Genomic DNA, 24,522 nt, shown 5'->3' on the forward strand with positions numbered 1-24,522 from the left:
CGTGGTCACCGACGCGGTCATCGTCGTCGTCGGCTACCTCGTCGGGTCGATCCCGTTCGGGGTCGTCGTCGTGCGGCTCGCGCGCGGCGAGGACATCCGCGCTCACGGCAGCGGCAACATCGGCGCGTCGAACGTCTGGCGCACGTACGGGAGGTCGCTCGGCATTCCCGTTGCGCTGCTCGACGTCGTCAAGGGGCTCGTGCCGGCCCTCGTCGGGCTCGAGGTCGGCGGAGAATGGGTGGGCGTGCTCGCGGGCGCCGCCGCGATGGCGGGACACGCACGTCCCGTCTGGCTGCGCTTCGCCAAGGGCGGGAAGATGGTGGCGACCGCCGGCGGCGTCAGCTTCGCGCTCGCGCCCGTCGCGGCGGCGCTGTGCCTGCTCGTCTGGGTCGCGACGTTCGCCCTCTTCCGCTACGCATCGCTGGCGTCGCTCGTGACGGCGGTCGCGCTCCCCGCTCTTTCACTGCTCCTCGGCGAGCCGTGGCCCACGGTCGCGCTCGCGCTCGCGGCATGTGCCGGTGTCATCGTCCTGCACCGGGAGAACATCCGCCGGCTGCTCGACGGCAGCGAATCGCGGTTCTCGCGCAGCCGCAGGCCGACGGCGAGCGCGTGACGAGCGCCCGCCGCGCGCTGCTCCTCCCCGTCCTGGCGCTGGCCACGCTGTGGGCGCTCGCGGGCGCGCCGGGCGCGGCGGCGGCACCGTGGTGCGGCACGACGTCGACGGCGGATCGGCCCGCCACCGTCGCCGGCCACCAGATCCGCGTCGTCTACGCGACGGCCGCGAACGGCGCCGACCGCAGCGCCGAGTGGGCGCCGCGGATCAGCGCCGACGTCGACCAGATCGAGACGTGGTGGCAGTCGCAGGACAGCTCGCGCACGCCGCGCTTCGACCGGGCGTCCTTCCCGTGCGGGGCGCAGGCGGACATCCGCCTGCTCGTCCTGCCCGTCGAGGAGGCGGCGTTGCTCGACGGCGCCTCGACCTTCGACGCCGTCGAGGCGGCGGCGGCGACGCTCGGCGGCAGCCCCGACGACGTCAAGGTGCTCGTCTACCTCGACGTGCCGGCCGCCGACGCCAACCTGTGCGGTCAGGGGGGCGGGTCGTTCACGGGGGCCGGACTGGCGATCGTCTACGTGCGGGCGTGCGCCGGCGTCTCCGCGGCGCCCGTCGCCGCCCACGAGCTGCTGCATGCGTTCGGCGCCCTGCCCGCGTCCGGCCCGCCGCATGCGTGCCCCGGCGACGACGGGCATCCGTGCGACTCGAGCGGCGACATCCTCTACCCGTACGCGCAGCCCGCCGACCTGTCGGCGTTCGCGCTCGACGTGGGGCGGGACGACTACTACGCCCACGGCGGCACGTGGGTCGACATGCGGGACTCGAAGTGGCTGCGCCATCTCGACGCGCAGGTGCCCGTGGTGCTGGTGGTCCGCGGCGGCGGCTCGGTCGCGAGCGCCGTGCCGGGGATCGCCTGCGGCGCCTCGTGCACGACGAGCTGGGACGACGGCTCGGCGCTGGCGCTGACGGCGACCCCCGCTGCCGGGCAGCGGTTCGTCCGCTGGGGCGGGGTATGCACGGGCGGCGGGCCCTGCTTCGCGACCCTGTCCGGTGCGACGTCGGTGACGGCCCTGTTCGCGCCGCCCACCTACCGGCTCAGCGTCGCCGTCTCCGGCAGAGGTCGCGTGGTCGCCGCCCGCGTGTCGTGCCCCGCGCGCTGCGCCGCCCCGGAGCCGTCCTACGCCGCGCTCGAGGTGCGCGCGCTGGCAGCGGCCGGATGGCGGTTCGCGCGCTGGAGCGGGGCATGCGCGGGTCAGCGGCCCCGGTGCCGCGTGCCCATGTCCGCCGACACGGTCGCGCGGGCGCTGTTCGTCAGGCGGTGAGCCACGCCGCGAGCGTCGTCTGGCGCCCGCCGTCTCCACGCTCGAGCTCTCCGCGCAGCTCGCCGACCGTGCCCCAGCGCTCGGCGAGCACGTCGTGATCGTGGATCGTCTCCAGGTTCACCTGGCGCGACAGAACGAAGTCGCCGTCGTCGAGCCCGGGCACCCGGTCGAGCAGGCCCTTCAGCGCCACGCGCACGGAATCCTCGACGAACCGCGGCTGCAGGTGCGCGTGCTCGACGACGAACAGCTCGTCGGGCCTCTTCAGCAGCTCGAACACCGGGGCGCTCATCGACGCCTCGACGAGCTGGACGAGCGTCTCCGCGTCGACGTGCTGCTTCGTGCCGACGAGCAGCGTGCCCCGACCGCGCTGGTTGTGCGTCGCGATCGGCACGAGCTGCAGGATGCGCTCGATGTCGCCCGTGTCGAAGCCCGCCTCCTGCAGGCGCTCGGCTGCGCGCCCGGCGACGAGGCCCTGGGCGCAGGGGCATGCGTTGATGCCCGTCGCCTCGACCCCGACGACGTGGCGCGATCCCTGTGCGGTCGCGGCCGCGATCCCGATCAGCGAGACCATCTCCTGCGTCGGCAGCCCGGTCACCGGCGTCGTGCGGCGCATCGGCCAGCGGGCCGTGATGCGCACCTCGGCCCGCAGCGCGCCCTGGCGCTCGACGATGCGGCGGGCGATCAGCTCCGCCAGCTCCTCGACGATGCCCGCCTCGCCGAACACGGCCTCGTCGATCGCCTCGTCGAACAGCTCGGGGAAGCGCGACATGTGCACGCCCTTCTGCTCGCGCCCGAGGTCGACGGTGCACTCGACGTCGGCGGCCATCATCGTCTCCGCGTCGCCGCGGCGGATCTTGATCGCCTTGTGGACGCCCGTCACGCCCGCGCGCGAGAGGGCGAGCTCGACGGGTGGCGCCGACGCCTGCATGTCGTCGACGAGATGCGGGAGCTCCGCCATGCGGGGGAACGTAGCATCGACCCGCCGGGGCGCCGCGGCGTTCAGGCGATCGTCAGGCGCGGCCGCGCAGGATGCGGCCGTGGACACGAGCGGACCGATCCGTCCGGCGGCGGCAGGTCACGCGCCTGCGCTGGGCGCGCGGCCGGACTGACGCGGGGGCGACGTGCACACACTTCCCGCTCTCGTGTCCGGCGTGGCGCACACGCTCGCCGGCGCGTCGCTCGGCGCCCTCGCCGTCGCGCTCGTGCTCCATCTCGCCAAGATCACGGCCGAGGCCCGGTCGTGGCACGCCATCGTCAGCCACGCGTATCCCGATCGCGACGTGCGGTTCCGTACCACGCTCGGCGCGTTCGCGGGCGCCGTCGGCGCGAACGCGGTGCTGCCGGCGCGCGTGGGTGAAGCCCTGCGTCTCGGCATCGTGCGCAGGCGCGTGCCGGGCTCGAGCGTCGCCACGATCGCGTCGACGATCGTGCTCGAGACGGCGATCGAGCTCGTGTTCGGGCTCGCCGTGATCGCCGCCGTGCTCGGCGCGGGCCGCTCGCTCGGCCCGATCGCCGCTCCCACGGCGCTCGTCGCGGCGCACCCCGCCGTCCTGGCGGTGGCCGGCGCCGTCACCGTCCTGCTCGCCGGCGCCGCGTTCCTGGGGCGGCGCCGCCTCCGTCGCGCGGCGGCCGGCATGGCGCGCGGGATGTCGATCGTGCGCTCGCCGCGCCGCTTCTTCCGCGGCGTCGTCGTGTGGAAGCTCGTCGCATGGGGGCTGCGGCTCGCGGCCGTGTACTGGTTCCTGACGGCGTTCCACCTCGGTGCAGGGCTGTGGGCGGTGCTCCTCGTGGTCGCGGCTCAGAACCTCGCGGCGCTGCTGCCGCTGGCGCCGGGCGGCGCGGGCACGCAGCAGGCCGCACTCGCCTTCGCCCTCGCCGGAACGGCGAGCGTCGCGGCCGCCGTCGGGCTCGGCATCGGCATGCAGGCGTCGACGGCGCTCGTCGACCTCGCCGTCGGCACCGTCGCCGTCGCGCTCGTGTCGTCGCGGTCCGACGTCCGCGGCGCCCTGCGTCCGGCGGCGCGCCGCCGGCCGGCGCTCGCGCCCACCCCGTAGCGTCCTCGCGCGTTCAGGCGCCCGTCAGGCGCGGCGCCCTACGGTCGCAGCATGCACACCATTCGACGCACCCCGCTCGTCGCCGTGCTCGCCGCGGCCACCCTTCTCGCCGCCGCACCCGTCGCCGCCCACGCAGAAGCCGGGCCGCCCGGTGACATCCCCGACAACCAGGCGTACGTCACCTTCCGCGGCGCCGGCTACTCGCTCAAGGTGCCGGAGGGCTGGCGGCGGACGCAGAAGGCGTCTCAGGTGAGCTTCGCCGACAAGTACAACTCGATCGGCGTCACCGTCTCGAAGGAGGCCAGACGCCCCACCGTCGCCTCCGTCACGAGGGTCGATCTCGCGAAGCTGCGGGCGACGGTGAAGGGCTTCGCCCAGCCGAAGGTCACGAGCGTGAAGCGCCCGGCCGGGACGGCGATCCTCGTCACCTACCGCGCTCGTAGCCAGGCGAACGTCGTGACGGGGAAGACGGTGACCAACGACGTCGAGCGCTACACGTTCTGGCGGGCCGGGAAGCTCGCCGTGCTCTCGCTCCAGGCTCCCAGGGGGTCGGACAACGTCGACCCGTGGAAGATCGTCACCGACTCGTTCACGTGGACGCGATGACCGCGGCTCTCGACGCGCGAGATCTCTACCGCTTCTACCACGCGGGCGACGACGAGACGCTGGCGCTACGCGGTGTGTCGCTCCAGGTCGACGGTGGAGAAATCGTGGCGATCACGGGCCCGTCGGGCTCGGGCAAGTCGACGCTGCTCGCGTGCCTGGCCGGTCTCGACGAGCCCGACGGCGGCATGGTGCGTATCGCCGGGACGCCGCTCTCGCGGCGCCCGGAGCAGGAGCGCACGCGTCTCCGGGCCCGCTCGATCGGGATGCTGTTCCAGAGCGTCAACCTGATCCAGCACCTGACGGTGACCGCCAACGTCCTGCTGGCGCAGCGTCTCGCCGGCAAGCAGGACGCTCGCCGCGCCGAGGCGCTTCTCGAGAGCGTGGGGCTGTCGGCGCGTGCGCACGCGTATCCGCCGACGTTGAGCGGCGGCGAGAGCGCGCGCGCCGGTCTCGCGGTGGCTCTCGCCAACGACCCCCCCGTGCTGCTCGCCGACGAGCCCACGGGGGAGATCGACGGAGAGACCTCGCGGCAGGTGATAGGACTCCTGCAGCGGCGCGCCCGTGAGGGTGGCGCCGTCGTCGTCGTCACGCACAACGAGGCGGTCGCCGCCGCCGCAGGCCGCGTCGTGCGACTCGTCGACGGACGGGTGGCGGCATGACCGCGCTCGTCTCCTGCCGCGAGGTGTCCCGCACGTACGGCAGAGGCGACGCGGCGACGGTCGCGCTGCGCCCGACCGTCTGTGACGTCGAGCCCGGAGCGCGCATCGCCGTGACCGGCCCGTCCGGGTCGGGCAAGAGCACGCTCTTGCACCTGATGGCCGGCCTCGAAGACCCCTCCGGCGGAACCGTCTCGTGGCCTGGGATCGGGTCGCGCTCCGAGCTCCGTCCCGGCCCGCTCGCGATGATCTTCCAGGGCCCGAGCCTGTTGCCGCCGCTCAGCGTGATCGAGAACGTCGCGCTCCCGCGCCAGCTCGCCGGCGCGCCGAGCGACGAGGCGCTGGAGGAGGCGCGCGCCGCGCTGGCGCGGCTCGAGCTCTCCGAGCTCGCCGACAAGCTGCCGGAGGAGATCTCGGGCGGGCAGGCGCAGCGCGTGGCCGTGGCACGCGTGCTCGCGTCGCGGCCGCTGCTGATCCTGGCGGACGAGCCGACGAGCCAGCTCGACCGCGGCAACGGGGCGCACGTGATCGACGTGCTGCTCGAGGCCGCCGACGCCGCGGCCGCGGCGCTCGTGATCGCGACCCATGACCACACCATCGCCGACCGCTTCGCGACACGCTGGACCGTCGCCGACGGCGTCGTGATCACGGATCGGAGCTAGATCGTGCTGCCGCTGAGCTGGGTTCGCGGCCTTCTCGCGCGTCGCAAGGGGCGTCTCGTCGCCACCGCTGCCGGCGTCGCGGTGGCTGTCGCCCTGCTCGCCTCGATCGGGGCGTTCCTGTCGGGCACGAGCGCGGCGATGACCGAGCGCGCGATCTCCCGCGTCCCGCTCGACTGGCAGGTGGAAGGGCAGACCGGGGCCGACCCCGCGCAGCTCCTGCGCGGGGTGAAGAGCTTCCCGCCGGTGACGACGGCGCTGCCCGTCGGCTACGCCGCCGCGGCCGGCTACAGCGCCGTCTCGCACGGTGCCGCGACGAGCGCGGGCCCCGGCTTCGTGCTCGGAATCCCGAGCGCCTACCGTGCCGTCTACCCGGACGAGATCACGCAGCTGATCGGTGCCGAGCATGGTGTCCTCATCGCGCAGCAGCTTGCCGCGAACCTGGGCGTCGGGCTCGGAGACGCGGTCACGATCCAGCGGGCCGGGCTGCCGAGCGTGCGCGTGCGCGTCGACGGGGTGATCGACATGCCCGCGGCCGACGCCCTCTTCCAGACGGTCGGCGCGCCCCCCGGCGCCAGGCAGCCGCCGCCGCCCGACAACGTGCTGTTCCTGCCGCTCGAGCGCTGGCACGCGCTGTTCGACCCGCTCGCCGCCGTTCGCCCGGATCTCGTCCGCACCCAGATCCACGCGAACATCGACCATGCGGGGCTGCCGCGCGACCCCACGAGCGCGTACGTCCGCGTCGGCGGGCTCGGACGCAACCTCGAGACGCAGCTCCAGGGCACGGGCCTCGTCGGCAACAACCTCGCGGATGCGCTCTCGAAGGCGCGCTCGGACAGCCTCTACGCGCGCATCGTGTTCCTCTTCCTCGGCCTGCCGGGCGCGATCCTCGCGGGTCTCGTGACGGCGTCCGTCGCGGGTGCGGGCGCCGATCGCCGCCGCCGCGAGCAGGCGCTGCTGCGCACCCGGGGGGCAACCGCGCGCGACCTTCTTCGCCTCGCCCTCTCCGAGACCATGCTCGTCGCCCTCGTCGGCGGCGCGCTCGGGCTCGTCGGCGCCTTCGCGATCGGCAAGCTCGCGTTCGGGTCGAACGGCTTCGGTGCGACCACGCGCGACTCGATCGTGTGGAGCGTGGGAGCGATCCTGGCCGGGGTGCTCGTCTCGGCGGCGGCGATCGCGCTGCCGGCGTGGCGCGATGCGCGCTCCCTCACGGTCAGCGCCGCGCGCCGCGTCGTCGGCCGCGCCCGGTCGCCGCTGTGGGCGCGGCTCTGGATCGACGTGCTCGCGCTCGCCGGCTCCGCGTTCGTCTTCTGGCGCACGGGCAGCAACGGCTACAAGCTCGTGCTCGCGGTCGAGGGCACGCCGCAGGTCTCGGTCGACTACTACTCGTTCCTCGCCCCGATCCTCCTCTGGATCGGCATCGGGCTGCTCAGCTGGCGGCTCGCGGACCTGTTCCTGCGGCGGGGCGGCGGCCTGCTGCGGCGGCTCGTGAGCCCGCTGTCCGGGAGCCTCGCCCGTACGGTGGCGGCGACGATGACGCGCCAGCGCAGGCAACTCGCCGGCGCCCTCACGCTCGTCGCGCTGACGGTGGCGTTCGCCGCCTCGACCGCCGCGTTCAACGCCACCTACAAGCAGCAGGCCGAGGTCGACGCGCGGCTCAGCAAGGGCGCCGACGTCGTCGTCACCGAATCGCCGGGCGTCCGCGTCGGCCCTGCGGCGGCGGCGCGGTTCGCAGGCATCCCCGGTGTCAAGGTCGTCGAGCCGTTGCAACATCGCTTCGCCTACATCGGCGCCGACCTGCAGGATCTCTACGGCGTCAACCCGGCGACGATCGTCGGGAACGGGCGCTTGCAGGACTCGTTCTTCCGCGGCGGCACGGCGAAGGAGCTGTTCGCGCGGCTCGCCGCGAAGCCCGACGCGATCCTCGTCAGCCAGGAAGCCGCCACCGACTACCAGCTCAGGCCCGGCGACCGGGTCAACCTGCGCATCCAGGACGGGCGCACGAAGAAGTCGATCCCGGTGCCGTTCACCTACGCTGGCGTCGCGCTGGAGTTCCCGTCGGCGCCGAGCGACAGCTTCTTCGTCGCGAACGCGAGCTACGTCGCGAAGGCCACGGGCTCGAACGCCGTCGGAACCTTCCTCATCCAGACGGGCGACACGCCGCCCGACCAGGTTGCCAGGCGCGTCGCCGCGCAGGTCGGCACGAGCGCGCTCGTGAGCGACATCACGAGCAAGCGGCGCAAGATCGCCGGCAGCATCACGTCCGTGGAGCTCGCCGGGCTCACGCGCGTCGAGCTCGGCTTCGCGCTCGTGCTCGCCGCGGCGGCGACCGGGCTCCTGCTCTGGCTCGGGCTCGCCGAGCGCCGCCGCACGTTCGCGATCGCGCAGGCGCTCGGCGCGAGCCAGCGCCAGCTCGGCAGCTTCATCTGGAGCGAGACCGCCTACGTCACCCTCGGCGGGCTCATCCTCGGCGCGGCGGGTGCCGCCGCGCTCGCGGTCATGCTCGTGAAGGTGCTCACCGGCGTCTTCGACCCTCCGCCGACCGGCCTCGCCGTCCCGTGGGGCTACCTGATCGGCGTCGCCGCGGTCGCGCTCGCCGCCGTGGCGGCGGCCGGAGCGGCGGCGATCCGCTCCGTCCGCAGGCCCGCCGTCTCCGTCCTGCGCGACCTGTGACGGGAGGGCAGGCGCCGGCGATGCACCCGCTGGCGGCACCCGAGGCGTCGTCGCAGCGCGATACTGCCCGGGACGTGATCGACCCTCACGTGATCGTGCTCGAGGACGACGCCGAGCTCCGCGTGCTGTTGACGCGGGGCCTGCGCGAGGAAGGCTTCACCGTCACGGCCGTGGGAAGCGCCGCCGAGCTGCTCGCACGGCTCCCTCCCGAAGGGCTCTCCGCGCTGGTCGTCGACATCGGGCTCCCCGACGCGGACGGCCGGGATGTGGTGCAGGCGCTGCGCGCGCAGGGATCCGCGGCGCCGGTCATCTTCCTCACGGCCCGCGACGCGCTGCCCGACCGGCTCTCCGGATTCGCCGCCGGCGGCGACGACTACCTGACGAAGCCGTTCGCATTCGCGGAGCTCGTCGCACGGCTGCGCGCGCTGATGAGGAGAGGCGGCGCCGACCTCTCGCTCGAGGTCGGCGGGCTGCGGCTCGACCCCGGCACCCACGCGGTTTCCTGTGGCGGCGGGACGGCCGAGCTGACGCCGACGGAGTTCCGCATCCTCGCCCGCCTGGCCTCCACGCCGGGAGACGCGGTGCGACGCCGGCAGCTCGTCGAGGCTGCCTGGCCGCACGGGGCGATCGTCCACGACAACACCCTCGACGTGTACATCGCACGTCTGCGGCGCAAGCTGGCGGCGCTTCCCGCTGCGCCCGAGATCGCGACGGTGCACGGAGTCGGCTACTCGTTGCGATGAGGCCGCGGCTCCGCCTCGGTGTCCGAACGCGCCTGCTCCTCGCCGTGGTCGGCGCCGTCGCGCTCGCTCTCGCGATCGGCGTGGCGGCGTTCAACCTGCTGCTCGGCCAGCGCCTCTCGGACAGCGCGATCGCGCTCGCGAAGGCGCAGGCCGTGGCGGAGATCTCCTCGCTCAAGGTGGTCGACGGCAAGCTCGTCGTGCCCGAGGGGCCGGACGAAGGAGCGGCGCTCGGGAGCCCCGTGTGGGTGTTCGCCGGCACGACGGCGATCGAGACGCCGCGCATCGCCCACTCGATCACGGCCGCCGCTGCCTCGCTCGCCGGGGGGCCGGAGCGGGCGCTGCGCGTGAACGAGACGATGCGGCTGTACGCGCTTCCCGTCCTCCAGCAGGGAAAGCGGGTCGGCACGGTCGTCGCCGGCGTCCCGCTCCATCCCTACGACGAGACGGAGACGATCGCGCTCGTCGGCTCGGTGGCCCTGGCGGTCGCGCTGCTCGCCGCCGTGACCGTGCTGACGCGCTGGATCCTCGGCAGGGCGCTGCTCCCCGTCTCCCTGATGACGAAGGACGCGGCGGCATGGAGCGACCACGATCTCGACCGGCGCTTCGGCCTCGGTGAGCCGTACGACGAGCTCACGCGGCTCGCCTGCACGCTCGACGCGCTGCTCGAGCGTCTCGCGGCGAGCCTCCGGCACGAGCAGCGCTTCACGGCGGAGCTCTCCCACGAGCTGCGGACGCCGCTCGCGAAGATCGCCGCCGAGACGGAGCTGGCCCTGCGCCGGGAGCGCAGCGGCGACGACTACCGCGCCAGCCTCGAGGCGGTGCGCCGCAGCGCCGAGCAGATGACACGCACGGTCGAGGCGCTCGTGTCCGCAGCCCGGCAGGATGCCGGCCTGACGCGGACGACGAGCGATGCCCGCGACGGCGTCCGTGCCGCGGTCGCCTCCGTGCAGGACGGCGCCGACGCCGGCGGTGTCCGCATCACGCTCGCGCTCCCGGACGCTCCCGTCCGCGTCGCGATCGAGGACGGGTTGGTCGAGCGCATCATCCAGCCCCTGCTCGACAACGCCGTCCGCTACGGCCGCAGCTCCGTCTCGGTCGAGGTGCTGCGCAACGGCGCCACCGTGCTGGTCAGCGTCGTCGACGACGGGGACGGCGTCGGCGCGGACGAGCGCGAGCGCATCTTCGAGCCGGGCGTGCGCGGATCGGCGGCCGCAGCCGAGCCGGGCGGGGCCGGGCTCGGCCTGGCTCTCGCGCAGCGTCTCGCGCGCAGTGCCGGGGGCGAGATCAGCGCCGAGCACGACGGCGCCGGAGGCCGCTTCGTCGTGCGGCTGCCGGTCGCCTGACCTCTCCCCGGCGACAGCTCGCTACGGTGGCGACGACACGCCGGCGCCGGTGCGTCGCGAGAGGCGGCGCAGCGACCACGCGAGCAGGCACGGCACTGCCACGGGGAGCACCCACCAGGCCGGGATACCGCCCGCCGACAGCCCTGCGGTAACCGCCAGGGCGGCGGCGACGCCCAGCGCGAGCCCCGGATCGTCCCCGACGACGAACTCGACGATGGAGCGCAACAGGCGGCTCACGGGAGGGCCTCGGCCCGCGAGGCGCCGCCCGGCGCCCGCAACGCGCGCACCATCAGGGCCGACCAGCCGAGCGTCACGGCGATGAGCGCGATCAGGGCGATGTCGCCGCCCGGCCAGTCGGCGCCCGCTCCCTCCGCCGACCAGAAGACGCCGAAGGAGGTGAGCAAGATGCCGACGGTGAACTTGAGCGCGTTCTCCGGCACGCGGCTCAGCGGAGCCCTGAGAGCGAGCCCGGTCACGCCGACGACGACGAGCGCGACGGCCGCTCCGCCGGCGGCGAGCGCCGTCTTGCCCTGAGCGGTGCCGAGCGTCAGGACGATGAACGCCACCTCGAGCCCTTCGAGGAGCACCGACTTGAACGACAGCACCAGCGAGTACCAGTCGGTGGCCGCGGCGCGGCCCGCGGCGCGAGCACGTGCCGTCTCGGCGGCGAACACGGCGACCTCGTCGTGGAGGGCCTTGCGACCTGCGGCCCTGAGGATCGCCTTGCGCAGCCACTGCAGGCCGAACAGGAGGAGGAGAGAGCCCACGACGAGCCGCAGTGCGCCGATCGGGATCCCGGCCAGGGCGGGCCCCAGCGCCGCGACGATCACCGAGAGCAGGACGAGCGCGGCAGCCGAGCCCACGAGCGGCCAGCGCCAGCCCCTGGTCGTCCCGAGCGCGAGCACGATCGTCATCGCCTCGACCATCTCGACCGCGCTCGCGAGTGCTGCGCCGGCGACGAGGAAGAGGTCGCTCGTCATGTCTGGACACGACCGCCGGGCACCCGCCGAGCGTACCCGTCGGCGACCTGAACGGAACCTGAACACGTGTGCCGAGGGCGATACCTCCCGGTCGCACGGCGGCTACGGTGGAGGCGCAGGCCTGATGTCCCGCGTACCCGCGGCGAACGAGCCTCGAGACGACCGGGAGATCTCCGCATGGACTACCGCCTCTATCACGCCGTCAACGAGTTCGTCGCCGCGCACTCCTGGATCGGGCGCGTTGCCGCAAGCGTCGAGTCGTGGGCGATTCCGCTGTTTGCGATCGCGACGCTCGCCCTCTGGCTCGGCTCGCGGCCGGGCACCGCGCGGAAGTGGAAGCTGGCGTGCACCTCGGCCCTCGCCTCCGCAGGGCTTGCGCTCCTTTTCAACCAGCTCGTCGCGCAGGTCTGGTTCCGGGATCGACCGTTCGCCTCCCACCCCGACGCGGCCGTGTGGGGGAGCCGCTCGGGCGACCCCTCGTTCCCGAGCGACCATGCGAGCGCCGCGTTCGCGATCGCCGTCGCGGTGCTGCTGTTCGACCGCGCCGTCGGCTCGCTCTTCCTCGCGGCCGCGGTGGCCGTCTCGGTGGGGCGAGTCCTCACGGGCGTGCACTACCCGGCCGACGTGGTCGCGGCCGCGCTCGTCGGGACCGCATGCGCGGCCGTCGTCGTGCGCGCCGGGCGTCCTCTCGCGGTGCGGATCGTGAGCGTCGTCGAGCGCGTGACCGACCCGATCGTGCAGCCGCTATGGCTCGCTCTCGGCCGGGACGGCCGCGGAGACCGCGGCTAGTCACGGTCGCCCGGGCAGGAGAGCCGGCCGCGAGAGATCGGGAGGAGTCGACGCCGGGGTCGTAGCGGCGGCGCCGTCGACGGCGGGTGCCAGCGCCGCAAGCGCGCGCCCCAGCCATTCGCCCGCGCGGGCAGACCACAGGGCCTGGTCGTGCCCGCCGCCGTAGAGCCGGAACATGTGCGGCACGCGGGCGGCGCGCAACTCCGCGTCGAGGAGGACGTTGTCACGCCGGAAGCGCGAGTCCCGCCTCCCGACGTAGAAGCCGAGGAGCAGCGGTCGGCGAGCGGCGGAGCGGCGGAGCGTTCCGACGAGCGCGTGGGCGCTCGCGCGGGCGTTCGCGGCCGGCGATCCGAGGTCGAGGACGCTGGTGCCGTCCGGGTCGGTGGGTCGGTGGTAGCCGCTCCACGACTCGATCACCGAGAAGGTGTCCAGATGGTGGAGTCCGATCAGCATGGCGCCGTAGCCGCCGGCGGAGATGCCGACGAGCGCGCGTCCGCGCCGATTCGGGATCGTCCTGAAGTGGCGGTCGACGTAGGCGGGGATTTCGCGTGCGATCGCCGTCTCCCAGTTGCGTCCCTCGCCCCAGTCGATGTACTCGGGATCGGAGTCGCCGTCGCGGGCGGCCTGCGGGGCGACGACGATGGCACGCCCCCCGACCTGCTCCAGCGCCCTGCGGACGAACCCGATGTCGCGGAAGGCGGATGCGGAAGCGGGGAGCCCGTGCAGGAAGTAGATGACCGGATAGCGCCCGCCGCCGTCGTAGCCGGGAGGGAGGGAGACGGCGAACCGGAGCGTCATCCCGAGCGCATGCGAGCGAAGCGTCCGTTCCCTGATCGCCAGGTCGGCTTCGCGGCCGCGCGCGTCGCGCACCAGTGTCGCCGCGGCCGCGAGAGCCGCGGCGACCACGATGGCTGCGAGCACGGCGGCGCGGCCGGCGCGCCCCCGTGAGATCGCTTCGCGATCGCGGGCGAGGGCGCCTGGTCGACGCGGAGTGCGGGTCACGCCGGCGGTGACCCGAGCTCGCCCCGCAGCACCCCGAGCATGCTCTGCTGCGCTGCGCGGATCCCCGGGGCCGTCTCCCCGGGTGTCGAGCCGCCGCGCGCGAGCACGGCCGCGCCCGCGATCACCGCGGCGAAGGAGAGCAGACGGAGCGCACCGAGCAGTCCGGCGGGCAGCGGCTCGTGGTAGACGATCAGCCCGGCGAGGATGGGCAGCGCGTTCGTGAACAGCGTCGCCACGCCGGCCGTCGCGAGTGCCCCGCCGCGCTGGAAGCCGAGCTGGAGCGCGACGAAGGCGAGCCCGTGGCAGGCGAGCAGCGCCGGGACGAAGAGGAGCCACGGGCCTCCCGCGACGGCCGCCTTGGTGCCGACGTCGCCTGCCGCGTAGAGAACGCCGGCCGCGATGCCGAGGCCGGCGCCTGCGGCGAGCCGGCGGGTCGCCGGGCTCGCGGCGAGCGCCGCGGCGGCGAGCGAGAGCGCCATCCAGGCGGCGACGACGAGCCAGGAGCCGTGGCCGCCGCTCTTGCGCTCGCCCGCGAGCGAGACCCCGAGCAGCGCCAGCCCCGCCGTGGCGACGCCGACGCCGGCCCATTCACGGCGCGCGAGAGGCGTTGCGGTCGTCTTCCACACGAGCAGCGCGAGCAGGCCGATGCCGCCCGCCGACGCCGCCTGGACGAGCGAGAGCGGCGCCAGCGCGAGCGCGGCGACGTACAGCACCCAGCCGCCGATACCGGCGAGGAAGCCGGCCAGCCAGCGCAGGCTCGTGAAGAGCGAGCGCAGCGAGAGCAGCGGGCGGCGAAGCGAGAGCGGCGGCAGCCGCGCCGTCTCACCGTGCTGGGCGAGGTAGCCCCAGTTGAGCGCCGCGGCCGAGGCGAACGCGAGCACGAGCCCGGCGGCGAGCGTCGCCGTCATCTCCGCTGCCGTCCGCTGAGCGGCAGGTACGCCTCCGCCGCGAGCGCGGCGAGTCCGACGCGTGGCAGGTCGCGACGGTGCTCGTAGACGACGAAGCGCCGCTCCCAGCCCGGAAGGAACTTGCGGTTGAAGAGGAGCAGGTTGTCGAGCTGGAAGTGGCCCTTGAGCGCGAGCAGGGCGCGGCGCTGCACCTGCTGCACGCGCGACAGCTCGGCTTCGGGCGCGAGCAGCGCCGCAAACGGGGCGAAGTTGAGCGACACGCGCTCGAAGCCGTGCTCCCGCGCCCAGGCGATCGCCTCGCAGACGAGCCACTCGTTGAACCCGTTCGGCGTCGTCCGCAGCCGCGGCATCGACGAGAGCGACAGCGCGGAGCCCGCCCGCGACACCGCGAAGTGGAGGAAGCCCGCGGGCGTGCCGTCGGCGGCGCGCCCGATCACGAACACCGCCTCCTCGTCCTCGAGCCGGAAGAGCGCGTCGATCGCCATCACGAAGCCCTTCTCGGGCTGGTCGCCGCGCCAGGCGCGGGCGATCGCCTCCAGCTCGGCTCGCAGCGCGTCCCCGATCGCGCGCGGGCGCAAAACGTCGACCCGGTAGCCGGCCGCCTTCAGCCGGGTGACCGACTGGCGCACCTTCCGGATCTGCCGGCCCTCGAGCGAGAACGAGGCCGTGTCGACGACGGCCTCGTCCCCGTGGTAGAGGGACTGGAGGCCGTGGGCGCGGTAGAGATCGAGCCAGGTCTCGGAGGCGCCGAGTATGGCGATGCGCCAGTCGCGCGCGTGGGCGAAGGCGATGAAGCGGCTGACGAGACCGTCGAGCGCCGCCGCCGCGCCCACGGGGTCGCCCGCGACGATGGCGACGCCGCCAACGACCGTGTAGGCCAGGAACGCGCGCTCCTCGTCGTCGAAGAAGTACGACTTGTCGGCGCGCAGCGCGAACGGCGCGAGCGTGTCCGCCCCCCATTCGGCGACGAGGCGGCGGGCCAGCTCGCGCTCCCGCGCATCCTGGCGCAGGCGATAGCGCCACGGCGCAAGCCAGCCGAGCAGGACGATCGCCGCCGCCGTCAAGCCGAGGCCGAGGATGGAGAGCGGGAACCACTGGCCGAAGGTGCCGGACAGGTGCGCGGAGCCGCGCAGCCTGAGGCCGAGCAGCGCCGCGGTCGTCTCGCGCAGGGCAAAGCCGGCGGAGAACGGCTGGTCGGCGGTGAGCCGGTTCACCCACAGTGCCGCGGCGCCGTATCCGTAGATCAGGGCCGCGAACAGGAGTGTGCGGGCCACGATGCGGGTGTCCGCGCCGGGATCCCCGCGCACGTGGAAGTCCTGCCGGCGTGCGACGAGCGCGAGCGCGACGAGGGCGCTCGCCGCCGCGCCGTAGTGGGCGCCGTGCACGAGGTGCAGGATCGCCGAGCCGCCGAGGAGGAGCACTGCGAGCTGCCAGGCGCGGCGCTTGCGCCGCGCCAGCCCGCGCGCGATCACCAGCAGCCCGAGCCCGACCGGCGCCACGAGCAGGGCGCCGACCCCCGGCACGGGGAGGGGCGCCAGCTGCTCGACCAGCGACGACTCGTACTCCGGGAAGATCGCGACGAACATGTCGAACGCACCCGCGAGCGCGACGAGCGCAGCCAGCGTGAACGGCGCCAGCTCCCCCTCCCCGTCGCGCCCACCCCGGCGCCCGAGCAGCGCGCCGCCGAGACCCGCCAGGCCCGCCGGCAGGTAGACGGCCGGCAGGCGCGCCGCGGCGTGGAACGCGTCGAGCGCCGGCACCTGGCGGACGACGAGCAGCGACACGCCCGTCGTCAGGTACGCGAACGATCCGGCGCCGAGCGCGAGCAGGAGCGCCGCCGTCAGGCGCCTGGCGCGCACGAGCCGTGCGAGCAGCCCGAGCAGCAGCGCGGCCGCCGACCAGACCGCGACGAAGACGAGCAGCGGTACGGCCGAGCGCCGCGACAGCTCGTCGAGCGGGAGAGCGTCCGGCAGCGGCGGCCCCGGCACCGGTCCGCTCGGCTGGACCAGGTACAGCCAGCCCGAGGCGGCGGCGGCGACGACGAGCCCGGTGAGAACCGCGCCTGCGAGAGCCGCTCCGCGCGCGGCGCGCCTAGCCACGGGCAAGCCTCCTCGATGCTGCCAGGAAGGCGAGCGATGCGTTGCCGCGCCACAGCGACCAGTTGTGCCCGCCGGAGACGAGGAAGAAGCGGTGGGGGATGCGGGCGCGGGCGAGCGCGGAGGCGAACGCGGCGTTCTGCACGCGCAGCTTGTCGCGGCGACCCGAGTAGAACCACACGAAGGTGTGCGCGCGGCGCAGCGCGGCGGCGCGTCCCGGGAGCTCGAGCAGCGGGCTGTTGTGGGCGAGCCGCCGCGGGTCGGTGCCGAAGATCGAACGCGCCCTGTCGGCGAGCATGTAGCCGGACCAGCTCTCGAGCACGCGGAAGCGGCCGGGGTGGTGGAGGCCGATGTTGACGGCTCCGTAGCCTCCCTCGGAGAGACCGCCGAGCGCGCGTCCGCCGCCGCTTCGCACCGTCCGGTAGCGGGCGTCGATCGCGCGCACGAGGTCGCGGGCGACGAACGTCTCCCAGCCCTCGCCGGCTCTCACGCCGTTTGCCCATTCCTTGTCGGTGAACGTGCCGGTCGAGCCGAACGGCATCACGAGGATGAGCGGCCGGGCCTTCCTCTTCGCGAGCAGGATGTCCTCGACGACGCCGAGGCGCACGGTCTGCAGGAACGCGGCCGGGCGTCCGGGAAAGCCGTGCAGGAGGTAGAAGACCGGGTAGCGCGTGGCCGCATGCCGCGCGTAGCCCGGCGGCAGGTAGACGATCACCGTCTGCCGTCTGCCTCCGAGCGCGGGGCTCGCGACCGCGATCGTCTGCGTCGTTCCGGCCCGGTCGACGAAGGCGGGGTCCTTCGGCGGCGGATAGCCCCGGTACAGCCAGTAGTTGTCGAGGTAGCGCACGAGGCCGAGCAGCCCCGGTGCGACGAATGCGGCGGCGGCGACCGCGAGCAGCGCCGCGCGCAGAGCCCGCGGGCGCCGCTTCCGGGAGGGCGTGCGGTCGACCGCCTGCCCGCTCACCCGGCGGTCGCGGGACGGCGGCCGGGCGCGCGGACGGGCCGCGAGTGGACAGTTTCGCTTCTCACCGTCGTCGCAGCGTGACGTGGTCTGCCTGAATCGCTCCTGAACGGCCGCTGCCGTCTCCCGGCAGACGGTCGCGAAACGGCGTGCGGCCCCGGAACCGCCGGGGCCGCACGCCGTTGCTCGCGCTGTCCGGGCCCGCTACTCCTGCCCCTCGAACTGGTGGTCGGCGTTCGGGTTGCCGGGCTCGTCGGCGTGGCCGCCGGGACCGTCGTTGCCCGCGACCTCGCTGCCGGACTCGGCCTGCTCCGAGCCCGAGCTCTGCTCGCTGCCGGCCTGCTCGCTGCCGGCCTGCTCGGTCGCGTCGTCCTTGCCGCTCTGGTCCTGGATCGAGTCGGTGTCGGCGGCGCTCGCGCCGCCGTTCGACTCGGCGCTCGCCTGCGTCGTCGCCGGCGTGACCGGGTTCGGCGTTCCCTGGCCGGCGGATGCCAGCGCTGCTCCGCCGAGCGCGAGTGCGGCGAGCGCCGCGAATCCCGCGATGATCTTGGTGAGCTTGTTGCGCATCGTCATCTCCTTCGTGTCGGGGTCTGATCTGCGATGCGCCCTGAACGTAGAAGACGGTCGTGAGACGGAGATGAAACGCGTCCCCGCCGTCCGCGGCGTTCAGGTGCTTGTCAGATGCGCCCGAGTAGCGTCGTGTGCGATGCGGGATCGAACCTCGACCGAGCGAGCGGATGCGGCGGCCTGTGCAGGCGGGGCGCCGGCGGCCGTGCGGTGACCTCGCATCCCGTTGCCCGCCGGGCCGCGTCGCGGCGGCGCCGTTCCCTGCGCCGGCTCGCGCTGGCCGCAGCCCTCGGCGTCGTGTCCCTTCTCGTCGTGGGCCTCGCGATCGAAGGCCGATCTCGCACGCCGCGAGCTCCGTCTGCGGCCGGTTTCCCGCGTCGACCGGCTCCCGCGAGCGGCGCCGGTGCCGCGGTCGGCGCCTTGCGGGCGAGCGGCGGCGCCCTGGTCCTGCGGAGCGAGCCGCTCGCTGTCCTGGGCAGCCCTCTCCAGGATGCTGCCGGAGCGGCCGCGGGCGCCGTCCCGGTCGTCGCCGGCGGGCTCACCGCCGCGGACGCCTCGACCGACGCGGTGATCGCGATCGCCCGCTCCGGACCGCGCGTCGTGGGCCGGCTGCCCGGAGCCCGCCACGATGCGGCCGCCGTCGCGCTCGGCGGCCGCGTGTATCTCTTCGGCGGCGGCAACGGCGTCGCCCAGATCGACGAGATCGTCCGCGTCGCTCCCGGGCACCCGTCGTCGACGACCGTCGTGGGACGGCTTCCGGCCCCGAGCTCGGACAGCGCGGCGGCGGCGCTGGCGGGAACGGCATACGTCGTGGGCGGGTACACCGGGCGAGCGTGGCTGGACACGATCGTCGCCTGGCGACCGGGGCGCCCTGCGCGCGTCGTCGCGCACCTCCCGACCGCGCTGCGCTACGCGGCGGTGTCGGCCGCCGGCGGCCGGGTCGTCATCGCGGGCGGCTCCGTGCCCACGGGCGCCGCCAGCCGTGCCGTCTACACGTTCGATCCCGCGACCGGCAGGATCGCGAAGGCGGAGGCGCTCCCGGCCGCCACCACGCACGCGGCCGCTGCCTCGCTCGCAGGGCTCGCCTTCGTCATCGGAGGGCGGGGCAGCAGCGCCGGTACTGCCAGCGACCGCATCGTCTCCGTCGACGCCGTGAGCGGCAGGGTGCGCGGCGCAGGCCGCCTCCCGCGCGCGCTCTCCGACCTCACCGCCGTCTCCTTGCCCGGCCGCATCGTCGTCGCCGGGGGCAGGAGCGGCACAGGCGCCGTGACCGACGTGCTCGCGCTGTCGGTCGCCGCAGGCTCGCGGCCGGCCGGCGCGGCGGCGGGCCGCGCGGAGGGGGCCGCGGCCGGCGTCTACGCACACACGGGCCGATCGATGTTGAGTGCCGTGACGCGCCGGATGCCTGCCCGCATCTACGTCCCGAACAGCCTCGCCAACACGGTCGACGTGATCGACCCGCAGACGTTCCGCATCGTGCGCCATTTCGCGGTCGGCGCGCTACCGCAACACGTCACGCCCGCATGGGACATGAAGACGCTGTACGTCCTCGACGACGCCGGCAACAGCCTGACGCCGATCGACCCCCGCACCTCCCGTCCCGGCAAGCCCATCCCCGTCACCGATCCGTACAACATGTACTTCACGCCCGACGGGAGGTACGCGATCGTCGTCGCCGAGCGGAACGCGCGCCTCGACTTCCGCGACCCGCACACCTTCCGGCTTCGCCACTCCCTCGCCGTGCCGTGCAGGGGGGTCGACCACATGGACTTCTCGGCCGACGGCCGCTACCTGCTCGCGAGCTGCGAGTTCTCCGGCGAGATGGTCGAGGTCGACGTGCGGCGGCAGCGCGTCGTCGGCACGCTCGCGCTCGGCGACGGCAGCGGCAAGCCCCAGGACGTGAAGCTGTCGCCCGACGGCACGATCTTCTACGTCGCCGACGCGCGCGCCGGCGGCGTGTGGGAGGTGTCGGGCGCGCCGCTGCGGACGCTCGGATTCCTGCCGACCGGCCGGGGTGCCCACGGCCTCTACCCGAGCCGGGACGCGCGCTTCCTCTATGTCTCCAACCGGGACGCGGGCAGCGTCTCCGTCGTCGACTTCGCCTCGCGCAGGGTCGTCGCGACCTGGCGCATCAGCGGCGGCAGCCCGGACATGGGCGGCGTGTCCGCCGACGGGAGCGTCTTGTGGCTCTCGGGGCGCTACGACGGCGAGATCTACGCGATCGCCACCCGTACCGGTCGGCTGCTCCGGCGCATCAGGGTCGGAGCCGGGCCGCACGGCGTCTCCGTATGGCCCCAGCCCGGCCGCTTCTCGCTCGGGCACACCGGGATCACGCGATGACGCGTCCGCGCGCGTGGCGCCGGCGGCTGTCCGGGCCGGCCCTGACCCGCGTTCAGGCGACGGTCAGATCGGCGCACCTACGGTCGGCTGCATGAAGATCGCGATCGTCAGCGACTACTACTACCCGCAGCTCGGCGGGATCACCGAGCACGTCCACGGCCAGGCGACGGAGCTCACGCGGCGGGGACACGAGGTCACCGTGATCACGCCCCGCCTCGCCGTCACCCCGCGGACGGTCGACGGGGACGACCTGCCTGCGCGTGCATTCGAGGTGGTGAACGCCGGCACGGCGTTCCCGTTCTACGTCAACGGCTCGGAGACGCTCGTGACGCTGGGCGCGGGGCTGCCGTACGCGCTCGAGCGGCTGTTCCGGCAGCGGCCCTTCGACGTCCTGCACGTGCACAACCCGTTCGGGTGGATGCTGCCGCTGACCGCGATCAGAAGGTCGCGCGCCCCCGTCACCGTCGGCACCTTCCACAGCGTCGTCCCGGGCGGCTACCGCCTGCTGCGGGCGTCGAGCAGGCCGCTGCGCCGCGTGTTCCGCCGCCTCGACGCGAGCATCAGCGTCTCGGACGCCGTGATCGAATCGATGCAGCCGCACTTCCCCGAGATCGCCTTCACGACGATCCCGAACGGGATCGACACCGCCTTCTTCTCGCCGGACGCCGAGCCGATCGCCGCGCTCGCGCAGAAGCGGACGATCGTGTTCGTGGGCCGCTTCGACCCGCGCAACGGCGTCAAGCACATGATCGGCGCCTTCAGCGAGCTGCGTCGGGCGCGCGACGACGTGCAGCTCGTCGTCGTCGGCGACGGCCCGCTGCGCCCGCTCGTCGAGCGGATGGTGCCGGACGGGCTGCGTGGCGAGGTGATCTTCGCCGGACGCGTGAACCGCCTCCGGCCCCGGTATCTGGCGAGCGCCGAGATCCTCTGCACCCCGTGCAGCCTCGCCTCGTTCGGGATGGTCGTGCTCGAGGGGATGAGCGCGGGGCTCCCGGTCGTCGCGAGCCGCCTGCCCGGCTTCGAGCTCGTGATGCGCGACGGCGTCGACGGTGTCATGGTCGACCGCGCCGACGACGAGGCGGGATTCGCGGCGGCGCTCGGGATGCTGCTCGACGACCCGGCTCTCGCCGCCCGCATGGGGGCGGCCGGCCGCGCGCGTGCGCTCGCGTCCTTCTCCTGGCAGCTCGTCGCCGAGCGCCTCGAGGGCCTGTACGAGGGTCTCCTGGAAGGCGAGGCCGAGCGCGTGCCCGCGGCTCCCGTGCCGGTCGCGGCCTGACACGGTGGACAAGCGACAGACGTGGGCCGGGTGTGGCGCCGTCGCGGCCGGGATCGTCGCGGCCGGCGCGGCGCTCGACGCGGCCCGGGCTCGCCGCGGACGGGCGTCGCTCGCGGCGGCGGCGCTCGCAGGGGCCTACCTCGGCGGCACGTTCAGCGAGCGCTCGTCCCTCTTCGGCCGTGTTGCGCGGATGCGCCGCGACGCGGGCCTGTTCGCCCTCACCTTCGACGACGGCCCCGACCCGCGCTTCACGCCGCGCATCAGCCGCATCCTGGCCGACCGCGGGCACCGGGCGACGTTCTTCGTTCTCGGCCGCGCCGTCGAGCAGTACCCGGAGCTCGCCTGCGCCCTCCTCGACGACGGCCACGAGCTCGCAAGCCACGGAGACGACCATCGGCTTCTCGCATTCGCGCCGCCGCGCGAGGTGCGCCGCCAGCTGGCACGAACGGAGCACGCGGTCCGTGCCGCGACCGGGTCACCGCCGGCGCGGCTCTTCCGGGCCCCGCACGGGGTGCGCAGCCCGTGGCTCGTGCGCACCGTGCAGCGGCGGGGATACCAGGTCTGCGCCTGGGACGGCGCGGTCTTCGACACCTCGCGGCCGGGCTCGCAGGTCATCGCCGGCCGCGTCGTCGATCTCCTCGCTCCCGGCGCCGTCATCCTCCTCCACGACGGCGACGGGTCTGGCGGCGGCGCCTCGAGAGAGCAGACGGTCGCGGCGCTTCCCTCGATCCTCGATCGCGCCGAGCGGGCGGGACTGCGCTCGGTGTGCGTGAGCGAGCTCGCCGACCGCTGACGGGGTGCCGGCCGATGCCCGCGTTCACGGAAGAGCGCCCGCAGGGGGCTCCTCGCTCAGCTCGATGAGATGGAGGCGGACGAGCGCGAGGGGCAGCCTGGCGGTATCATGGAACTCCCTGCTGTGCGCCCACGCGCCGACGTACTGGGTCACGGGGGCGCGCGGACGTGCGCGCTCGATCGCGCGGAAGAGGCGCCCCGACTCGTCCTTCTGGCCCGTCACGATCCGATCGCGCGTGCTCCACCAGATCTGCAGCGGCACGCCCGAGCGCGCGATATCCGCCGCCCACGAGGAAGGGCTTCGTTCCGCGTAGGCGCGCGGCACGCTCCACGGCGTCCCCCCGATCTCCTCGCGCGCGAGCCGCTGCAGCCGGACGCCTCCGGGCAGCCGCGCGAAGGCGCGATAGCGCGCCGCCATGTCGGTGGCCGAGTCGAGCGCTACCGCTCCGGCGAGGAGCGTCGGGTGGCGGGCGACGAGCAGGAGGGTCTCCTGGCCCCCCATGCTGCTGCCCACCGCGTAGATCCGCTTGCGGTCGATGCGCAGCCACGGGAGCGCGCTCGAGAGGATGCTCGGCATGCGGGCGAGATCGTCGATCTGCCCCTTCCAGCCCCACGAGTAGAGGACGAGCCGGCGCCCCTGCCCCTCCGGGCTGACGAGCGCGAACGGGCCGAAGGCGGGCAGCGAGCGCCAGAAGCGCAGGTTGGCGACCGCGGAGACGCCGCGGCCGTGGGGTGAGATGACGAGCGGGATCGGCGGGTGCCTGCGTGGTCCGTACCAGCGTGGGAGCACGACGTACGCGGTGCGGCGCGCGCCGTCGTCGGCGACGTAGGGGATCGCGAGGCGGCGCACGAGGCCCGCCCTGTCTGCGAGGAGGTCCTCGTACGAGCGGCGGAACGTCGATAGGTGGCCCCGCTCGTCGATCGCGTGGAGCGGCGGCCGCCGAGGAGCCGCCGAGCCGCCGCCGCGATGAGCCGCGCCGACCGCCAGCGCGGCCGCGGCGGCAGCGGCGACCGTGGCTATGCCGACGAGCCACCGTTTGCTCATCGGGTGCCGCCTGCGGTCAATTCGCGACGACCACCCGTTGACGGCGCTCGCCGACGTTTCCCGCGAGGTCGGATGCGCGGACGACGACGACGTAGGCGCCGTTCGGGCCGCGACGCGTGTCCCAGAACTCCTGGCGGAAGCGCGACAGGGGCCGGAACCAGTAGCGGCCGCTGCAGTCGGGCGCAGGCGGTGGGCCGACGCATTCGCTCACCGAGGAGTACTCGCGTGTGCCGGGGGCGTAGTGGACGAGGTACGGCGCCTGCGGGAGCTGATCGGACTGGAAGCTGGTGCGGCGCACGACGACGCGGCCGCTCGCGGCGTTGCGGATCTCGATCGAGACGCGGTACGGATGATGGAGCGCGGCCCATGACGGATTCGCGGCGAGGAAGCCCAGGAACGACTGCGGATCGCCGATACGGGCGCGCACCTCGATGGATCCGTGCAGCCGCGAGGGCAGGAGCGCGGTCGACGAATCCGGCTGCGCGAGATCGACGGTCGGGTTCCACGGGGTCTGGGGCGGCGTCCGGAAGCGCAGCTCCTGCACGACGGGTGCCAACGTGTCGGCGAGCGGGACGAGCTTGCCGCCGCGATGGAGTGGGTTCACCCACACGCGTACGCCCCGGTAGATCTGCCACTCGGACACGTGCACGTGCCACTCGCCCGCGCACGTCCAGCCGATCTGCTGCCGTGCGCGAACGCGTTGCCCGACGTGGACGGTCGGCGATGTGTGCCAGTAGGCGAAGTGGCCGATGTCGAGGCGCCGGTTGCCACACGTTCGCTTCGGGTCGTTCACGGGCTCGCTGACGACGCCGGACTCGAGTGCGTACACGCGGTGAGAGAGACCGGGTGGCGCACCGGGATCGGGGTGCCTGTCGTCGACGTTGACGTCGACCCCGAAGTGGTATCCGCCGAGCCCGTCGTTGTCTGCCCCGCGTGGATCGAGGAACGAGCCGCGTATCGGATGCTGCGCTCGGGTGGGCCGCACGGGCCAGCCACGGCCCGTGTCGTTGTATCGGTACGCGAATCCCGGCGGCAGCGCGCCCGGCAGGGCTCCGTAGACCGGTCCGTTCGGCGTGGGTGCCGCGGCAGGCTCTGCGTGGAGTGGTGCAGAGGCGACCAGAGTCGCAGCCATGGCGGCGCCGGCAACCCACCGGCCA

23 protein-coding genes are annotated in these 24,522 nt (G+C 74.1%); 13 read left to right on the forward strand and 10 right to left on the reverse strand.

What is annotated here, in order from left to right; translation table 11 throughout:
• Position 1 precedes the first annotated feature (1 nt).
• Positions 2 to 613, forward strand: a complete 612-nt coding sequence (gene plsY / locus Gocc_RS02995; RefSeq protein WP_114795020.1) for a glycerol-3-phosphate 1-O-acyltransferase PlsY — start codon at positions 2 to 4, stop codon at positions 611 to 613.
• Complete coding sequence (locus Gocc_RS03000; RefSeq protein WP_114795021.1) at positions 610 to 1,875, forward strand: InlB B-repeat-containing protein; 1,266 nt, start codon at positions 610 to 612, stop codon at positions 1,873 to 1,875. The genes plsY and Gocc_RS03000 overlap by 4 nt, the downstream gene beginning before the upstream one ends.
• Here Gocc_RS03000 and mptA read toward each other — a convergent pair.
• Positions 1,865 to 2,833 (reverse strand): GTP cyclohydrolase MptA, encoded by a 969-nt coding sequence (gene mptA, locus Gocc_RS03005; protein ID WP_114795022.1) that lies wholly within the window; start codon positions 2,831 to 2,833, stop codon positions 1,865 to 1,867. The two genes, Gocc_RS03000 and mptA, sit on opposite strands and share 11 nt — an antisense overlap.
• A gap of 163 nt (positions 2,834 to 2,996) precedes the next feature.
• Here mptA and Gocc_RS03010 point away from each other — a divergent pair, with 163 nt between their 5' ends.
• From Gocc_RS03010 to Gocc_RS03040, 7 genes are all read left to right on the forward strand, one after another.
• Positions 2,997 to 3,929, forward strand: coding sequence for a lysylphosphatidylglycerol synthase domain-containing protein (locus Gocc_RS03010; protein WP_114795023.1), 933 nt, complete (start codon positions 2,997 to 2,999; stop codon positions 3,927 to 3,929).
• Positions 3,930 to 3,980: 51 nt separating this feature from the next.
• The gene (locus tag Gocc_RS03015; protein ID WP_114795024.1) at positions 3,981 to 4,535 is read left to right on the forward strand and encodes a hypothetical protein; all 555 of its coding nucleotides are present in this window, start codon (positions 3,981 to 3,983) and stop codon (positions 4,533 to 4,535) included.
• Positions 4,532 to 5,194 (forward strand): ABC transporter ATP-binding protein, encoded by a 663-nt coding sequence (locus Gocc_RS03020; RefSeq protein ID WP_114795160.1) that lies wholly within the window; start codon positions 4,532 to 4,534, stop codon positions 5,192 to 5,194. Before Gocc_RS03015 ends, Gocc_RS03020 begins: the two co-directional genes overlap by 4 nt.
• A complete protein-coding gene (locus tag Gocc_RS03025) occupies positions 5,191 to 5,853 on the forward strand; it encodes an ABC transporter ATP-binding protein (RefSeq protein ID WP_114795025.1) in 663 nt (220 codons plus the stop codon). The genes Gocc_RS03020 and Gocc_RS03025 overlap by 4 nt, the downstream gene beginning before the upstream one ends.
• Before the next feature lie 3 nt (positions 5,854 to 5,856).
• Positions 5,857 to 8,523: an ABC transporter permease gene (locus tag Gocc_RS03030; RefSeq protein WP_220150416.1), complete on the forward strand. Its 2,667-nt coding sequence runs from the start codon at positions 5,857 to 5,859 to the stop codon at positions 8,521 to 8,523.
• A gap of 74 nt (positions 8,524 to 8,597) precedes the next feature.
• On the forward strand, positions 8,598 to 9,266 hold the full coding sequence (locus Gocc_RS03035) for a response regulator transcription factor (RefSeq protein WP_220150417.1): 669 nt from the start codon (positions 8,598 to 8,600) through the stop codon (positions 9,264 to 9,266).
• Positions 9,263 to 10,609 (forward strand): ATP-binding protein, encoded by a 1,347-nt coding sequence (locus Gocc_RS03040; protein WP_114795026.1) that lies wholly within the window; start codon positions 9,263 to 9,265, stop codon positions 10,607 to 10,609. Before Gocc_RS03035 ends, Gocc_RS03040 begins: the two co-directional genes overlap by 4 nt.
• A gap of 21 nt (positions 10,610 to 10,630) precedes the next feature.
• Here Gocc_RS03040 and Gocc_RS03045 read toward each other — a convergent pair whose 3' ends face one another.
• Both Gocc_RS03045 and Gocc_RS03050 read right to left on the reverse strand, forming a co-directional pair.
• Positions 10,631 to 10,846 (reverse strand): hypothetical protein, encoded by a 216-nt coding sequence (locus tag Gocc_RS03045; RefSeq protein WP_114795027.1) that lies wholly within the window; start codon positions 10,844 to 10,846, stop codon positions 10,631 to 10,633.
• Positions 10,843 to 11,589 (reverse strand): COG4280 domain-containing protein, encoded by a 747-nt coding sequence (locus Gocc_RS03050; protein WP_114795028.1) that lies wholly within the window; start codon positions 11,587 to 11,589, stop codon positions 10,843 to 10,845. Before Gocc_RS03050 ends, Gocc_RS03045 begins: the two co-directional genes overlap by 4 nt.
• Positions 11,590 to 11,766: 177 nt before the next feature.
• Here Gocc_RS03050 and Gocc_RS03055 point away from each other — a divergent pair, with 177 nt between their 5' ends.
• Positions 11,767 to 12,378, forward strand: coding sequence for a phosphatase PAP2 family protein (locus Gocc_RS03055; protein ID WP_114795029.1), 612 nt, complete (start codon positions 11,767 to 11,769; stop codon positions 12,376 to 12,378).
• On the opposite strand, the gene Gocc_RS15940 is transcribed toward Gocc_RS03055, so the two are convergent.
• From Gocc_RS15940 to Gocc_RS15950, 5 genes are all read right to left on the reverse strand, one after another.
• Entirely contained in the window at positions 12,379 to 13,380 is a 1,002-nt protein-coding gene (locus Gocc_RS15940) for an alpha/beta hydrolase (protein ID WP_181813312.1), read from the reverse strand.
• A complete protein-coding gene (locus Gocc_RS15945) occupies positions 13,377 to 14,288 on the reverse strand; it encodes a hypothetical protein (RefSeq protein WP_181813313.1) in 912 nt (303 codons plus the stop codon). The genes Gocc_RS15940 and Gocc_RS15945 overlap by 4 nt, the downstream gene beginning before the upstream one ends.
• Positions 14,285 to 16,387 carry a bifunctional lysylphosphatidylglycerol flippase/synthetase MprF gene (locus tag Gocc_RS03065; protein ID WP_114795030.1) on the reverse strand — a complete coding sequence of 701 codons (2,103 nt, stop codon included), beginning with the start codon at positions 16,385 to 16,387 and terminating at the stop codon, positions 14,285 to 14,287. Before Gocc_RS03065 ends, Gocc_RS15945 begins: the two co-directional genes overlap by 4 nt.
• Positions 16,380 to 17,348: an alpha/beta hydrolase gene (locus tag Gocc_RS03070; RefSeq protein WP_114795031.1), complete on the reverse strand. Its 969-nt coding sequence runs from the start codon at positions 17,346 to 17,348 to the stop codon at positions 16,380 to 16,382. The genes Gocc_RS03065 and Gocc_RS03070 overlap by 8 nt, the downstream gene beginning before the upstream one ends.
• Before the next feature lie 201 nt (positions 17,349 to 17,549).
• Positions 17,550 to 17,912: a hypothetical protein gene (locus Gocc_RS15950; RefSeq protein WP_181813314.1), complete on the reverse strand. Its 363-nt coding sequence runs from the start codon at positions 17,910 to 17,912 to the stop codon at positions 17,550 to 17,552.
• 420 nt (positions 17,913 to 18,332) lie between these two features.
• Here Gocc_RS15950 and Gocc_RS16530 point away from each other — a divergent pair, with 420 nt between their 5' ends.
• The 3 genes from Gocc_RS16530 (at position 18,333) to Gocc_RS03090 (ending at position 22,321) form a co-directional block, all read left to right on the forward strand.
• Positions 18,333 to 20,252 (forward strand): YVTN family beta-propeller repeat protein, encoded by a 1,920-nt coding sequence (locus Gocc_RS16530; protein ID WP_220150418.1) that lies wholly within the window; start codon positions 18,333 to 18,335, stop codon positions 20,250 to 20,252.
• Between the two features lie 91 nt (positions 20,253 to 20,343).
• Positions 20,344 to 21,528 (forward strand): glycosyltransferase family 4 protein, encoded by a 1,185-nt coding sequence (locus Gocc_RS03085; protein WP_114795032.1) that lies wholly within the window; start codon positions 20,344 to 20,346, stop codon positions 21,526 to 21,528.
• 4 nt (positions 21,529 to 21,532) lie between these two features.
• Entirely contained in the window at positions 21,533 to 22,321 is a 789-nt protein-coding gene (locus Gocc_RS03090; protein ID WP_114795033.1) for a polysaccharide deacetylase family protein, read from the forward strand.
• A 24-nt stretch (positions 22,322 to 22,345) separates the two neighbouring features.
• On the opposite strand, the gene Gocc_RS03095 is transcribed toward Gocc_RS03090, so the two are convergent.
• Together Gocc_RS03095 and Gocc_RS03100 are read right to left on the reverse strand one after the other, a co-directional pair.
• Positions 22,346 to 23,365, reverse strand: coding sequence for an alpha/beta hydrolase family protein (locus Gocc_RS03095; RefSeq protein ID WP_114795034.1), 1,020 nt, complete (start codon positions 23,363 to 23,365; stop codon positions 22,346 to 22,348).
• Positions 23,366 to 23,381: 16 nt separating this feature from the next.
• Positions 23,382 to 24,497 (reverse strand): M23 family metallopeptidase, encoded by a 1,116-nt coding sequence (locus tag Gocc_RS03100; protein WP_147281165.1) that lies wholly within the window; start codon positions 24,495 to 24,497, stop codon positions 23,382 to 23,384.
• Between the last annotated feature and the right edge of the window lie 25 nt (positions 24,498 to 24,522).

The organism is Gaiella occulta (assembly GCF_003351045.1).
GTDB lineage: Bacteria > Actinomycetota > Thermoleophilia > Gaiellales > Gaiellaceae > Gaiella > Gaiella occulta.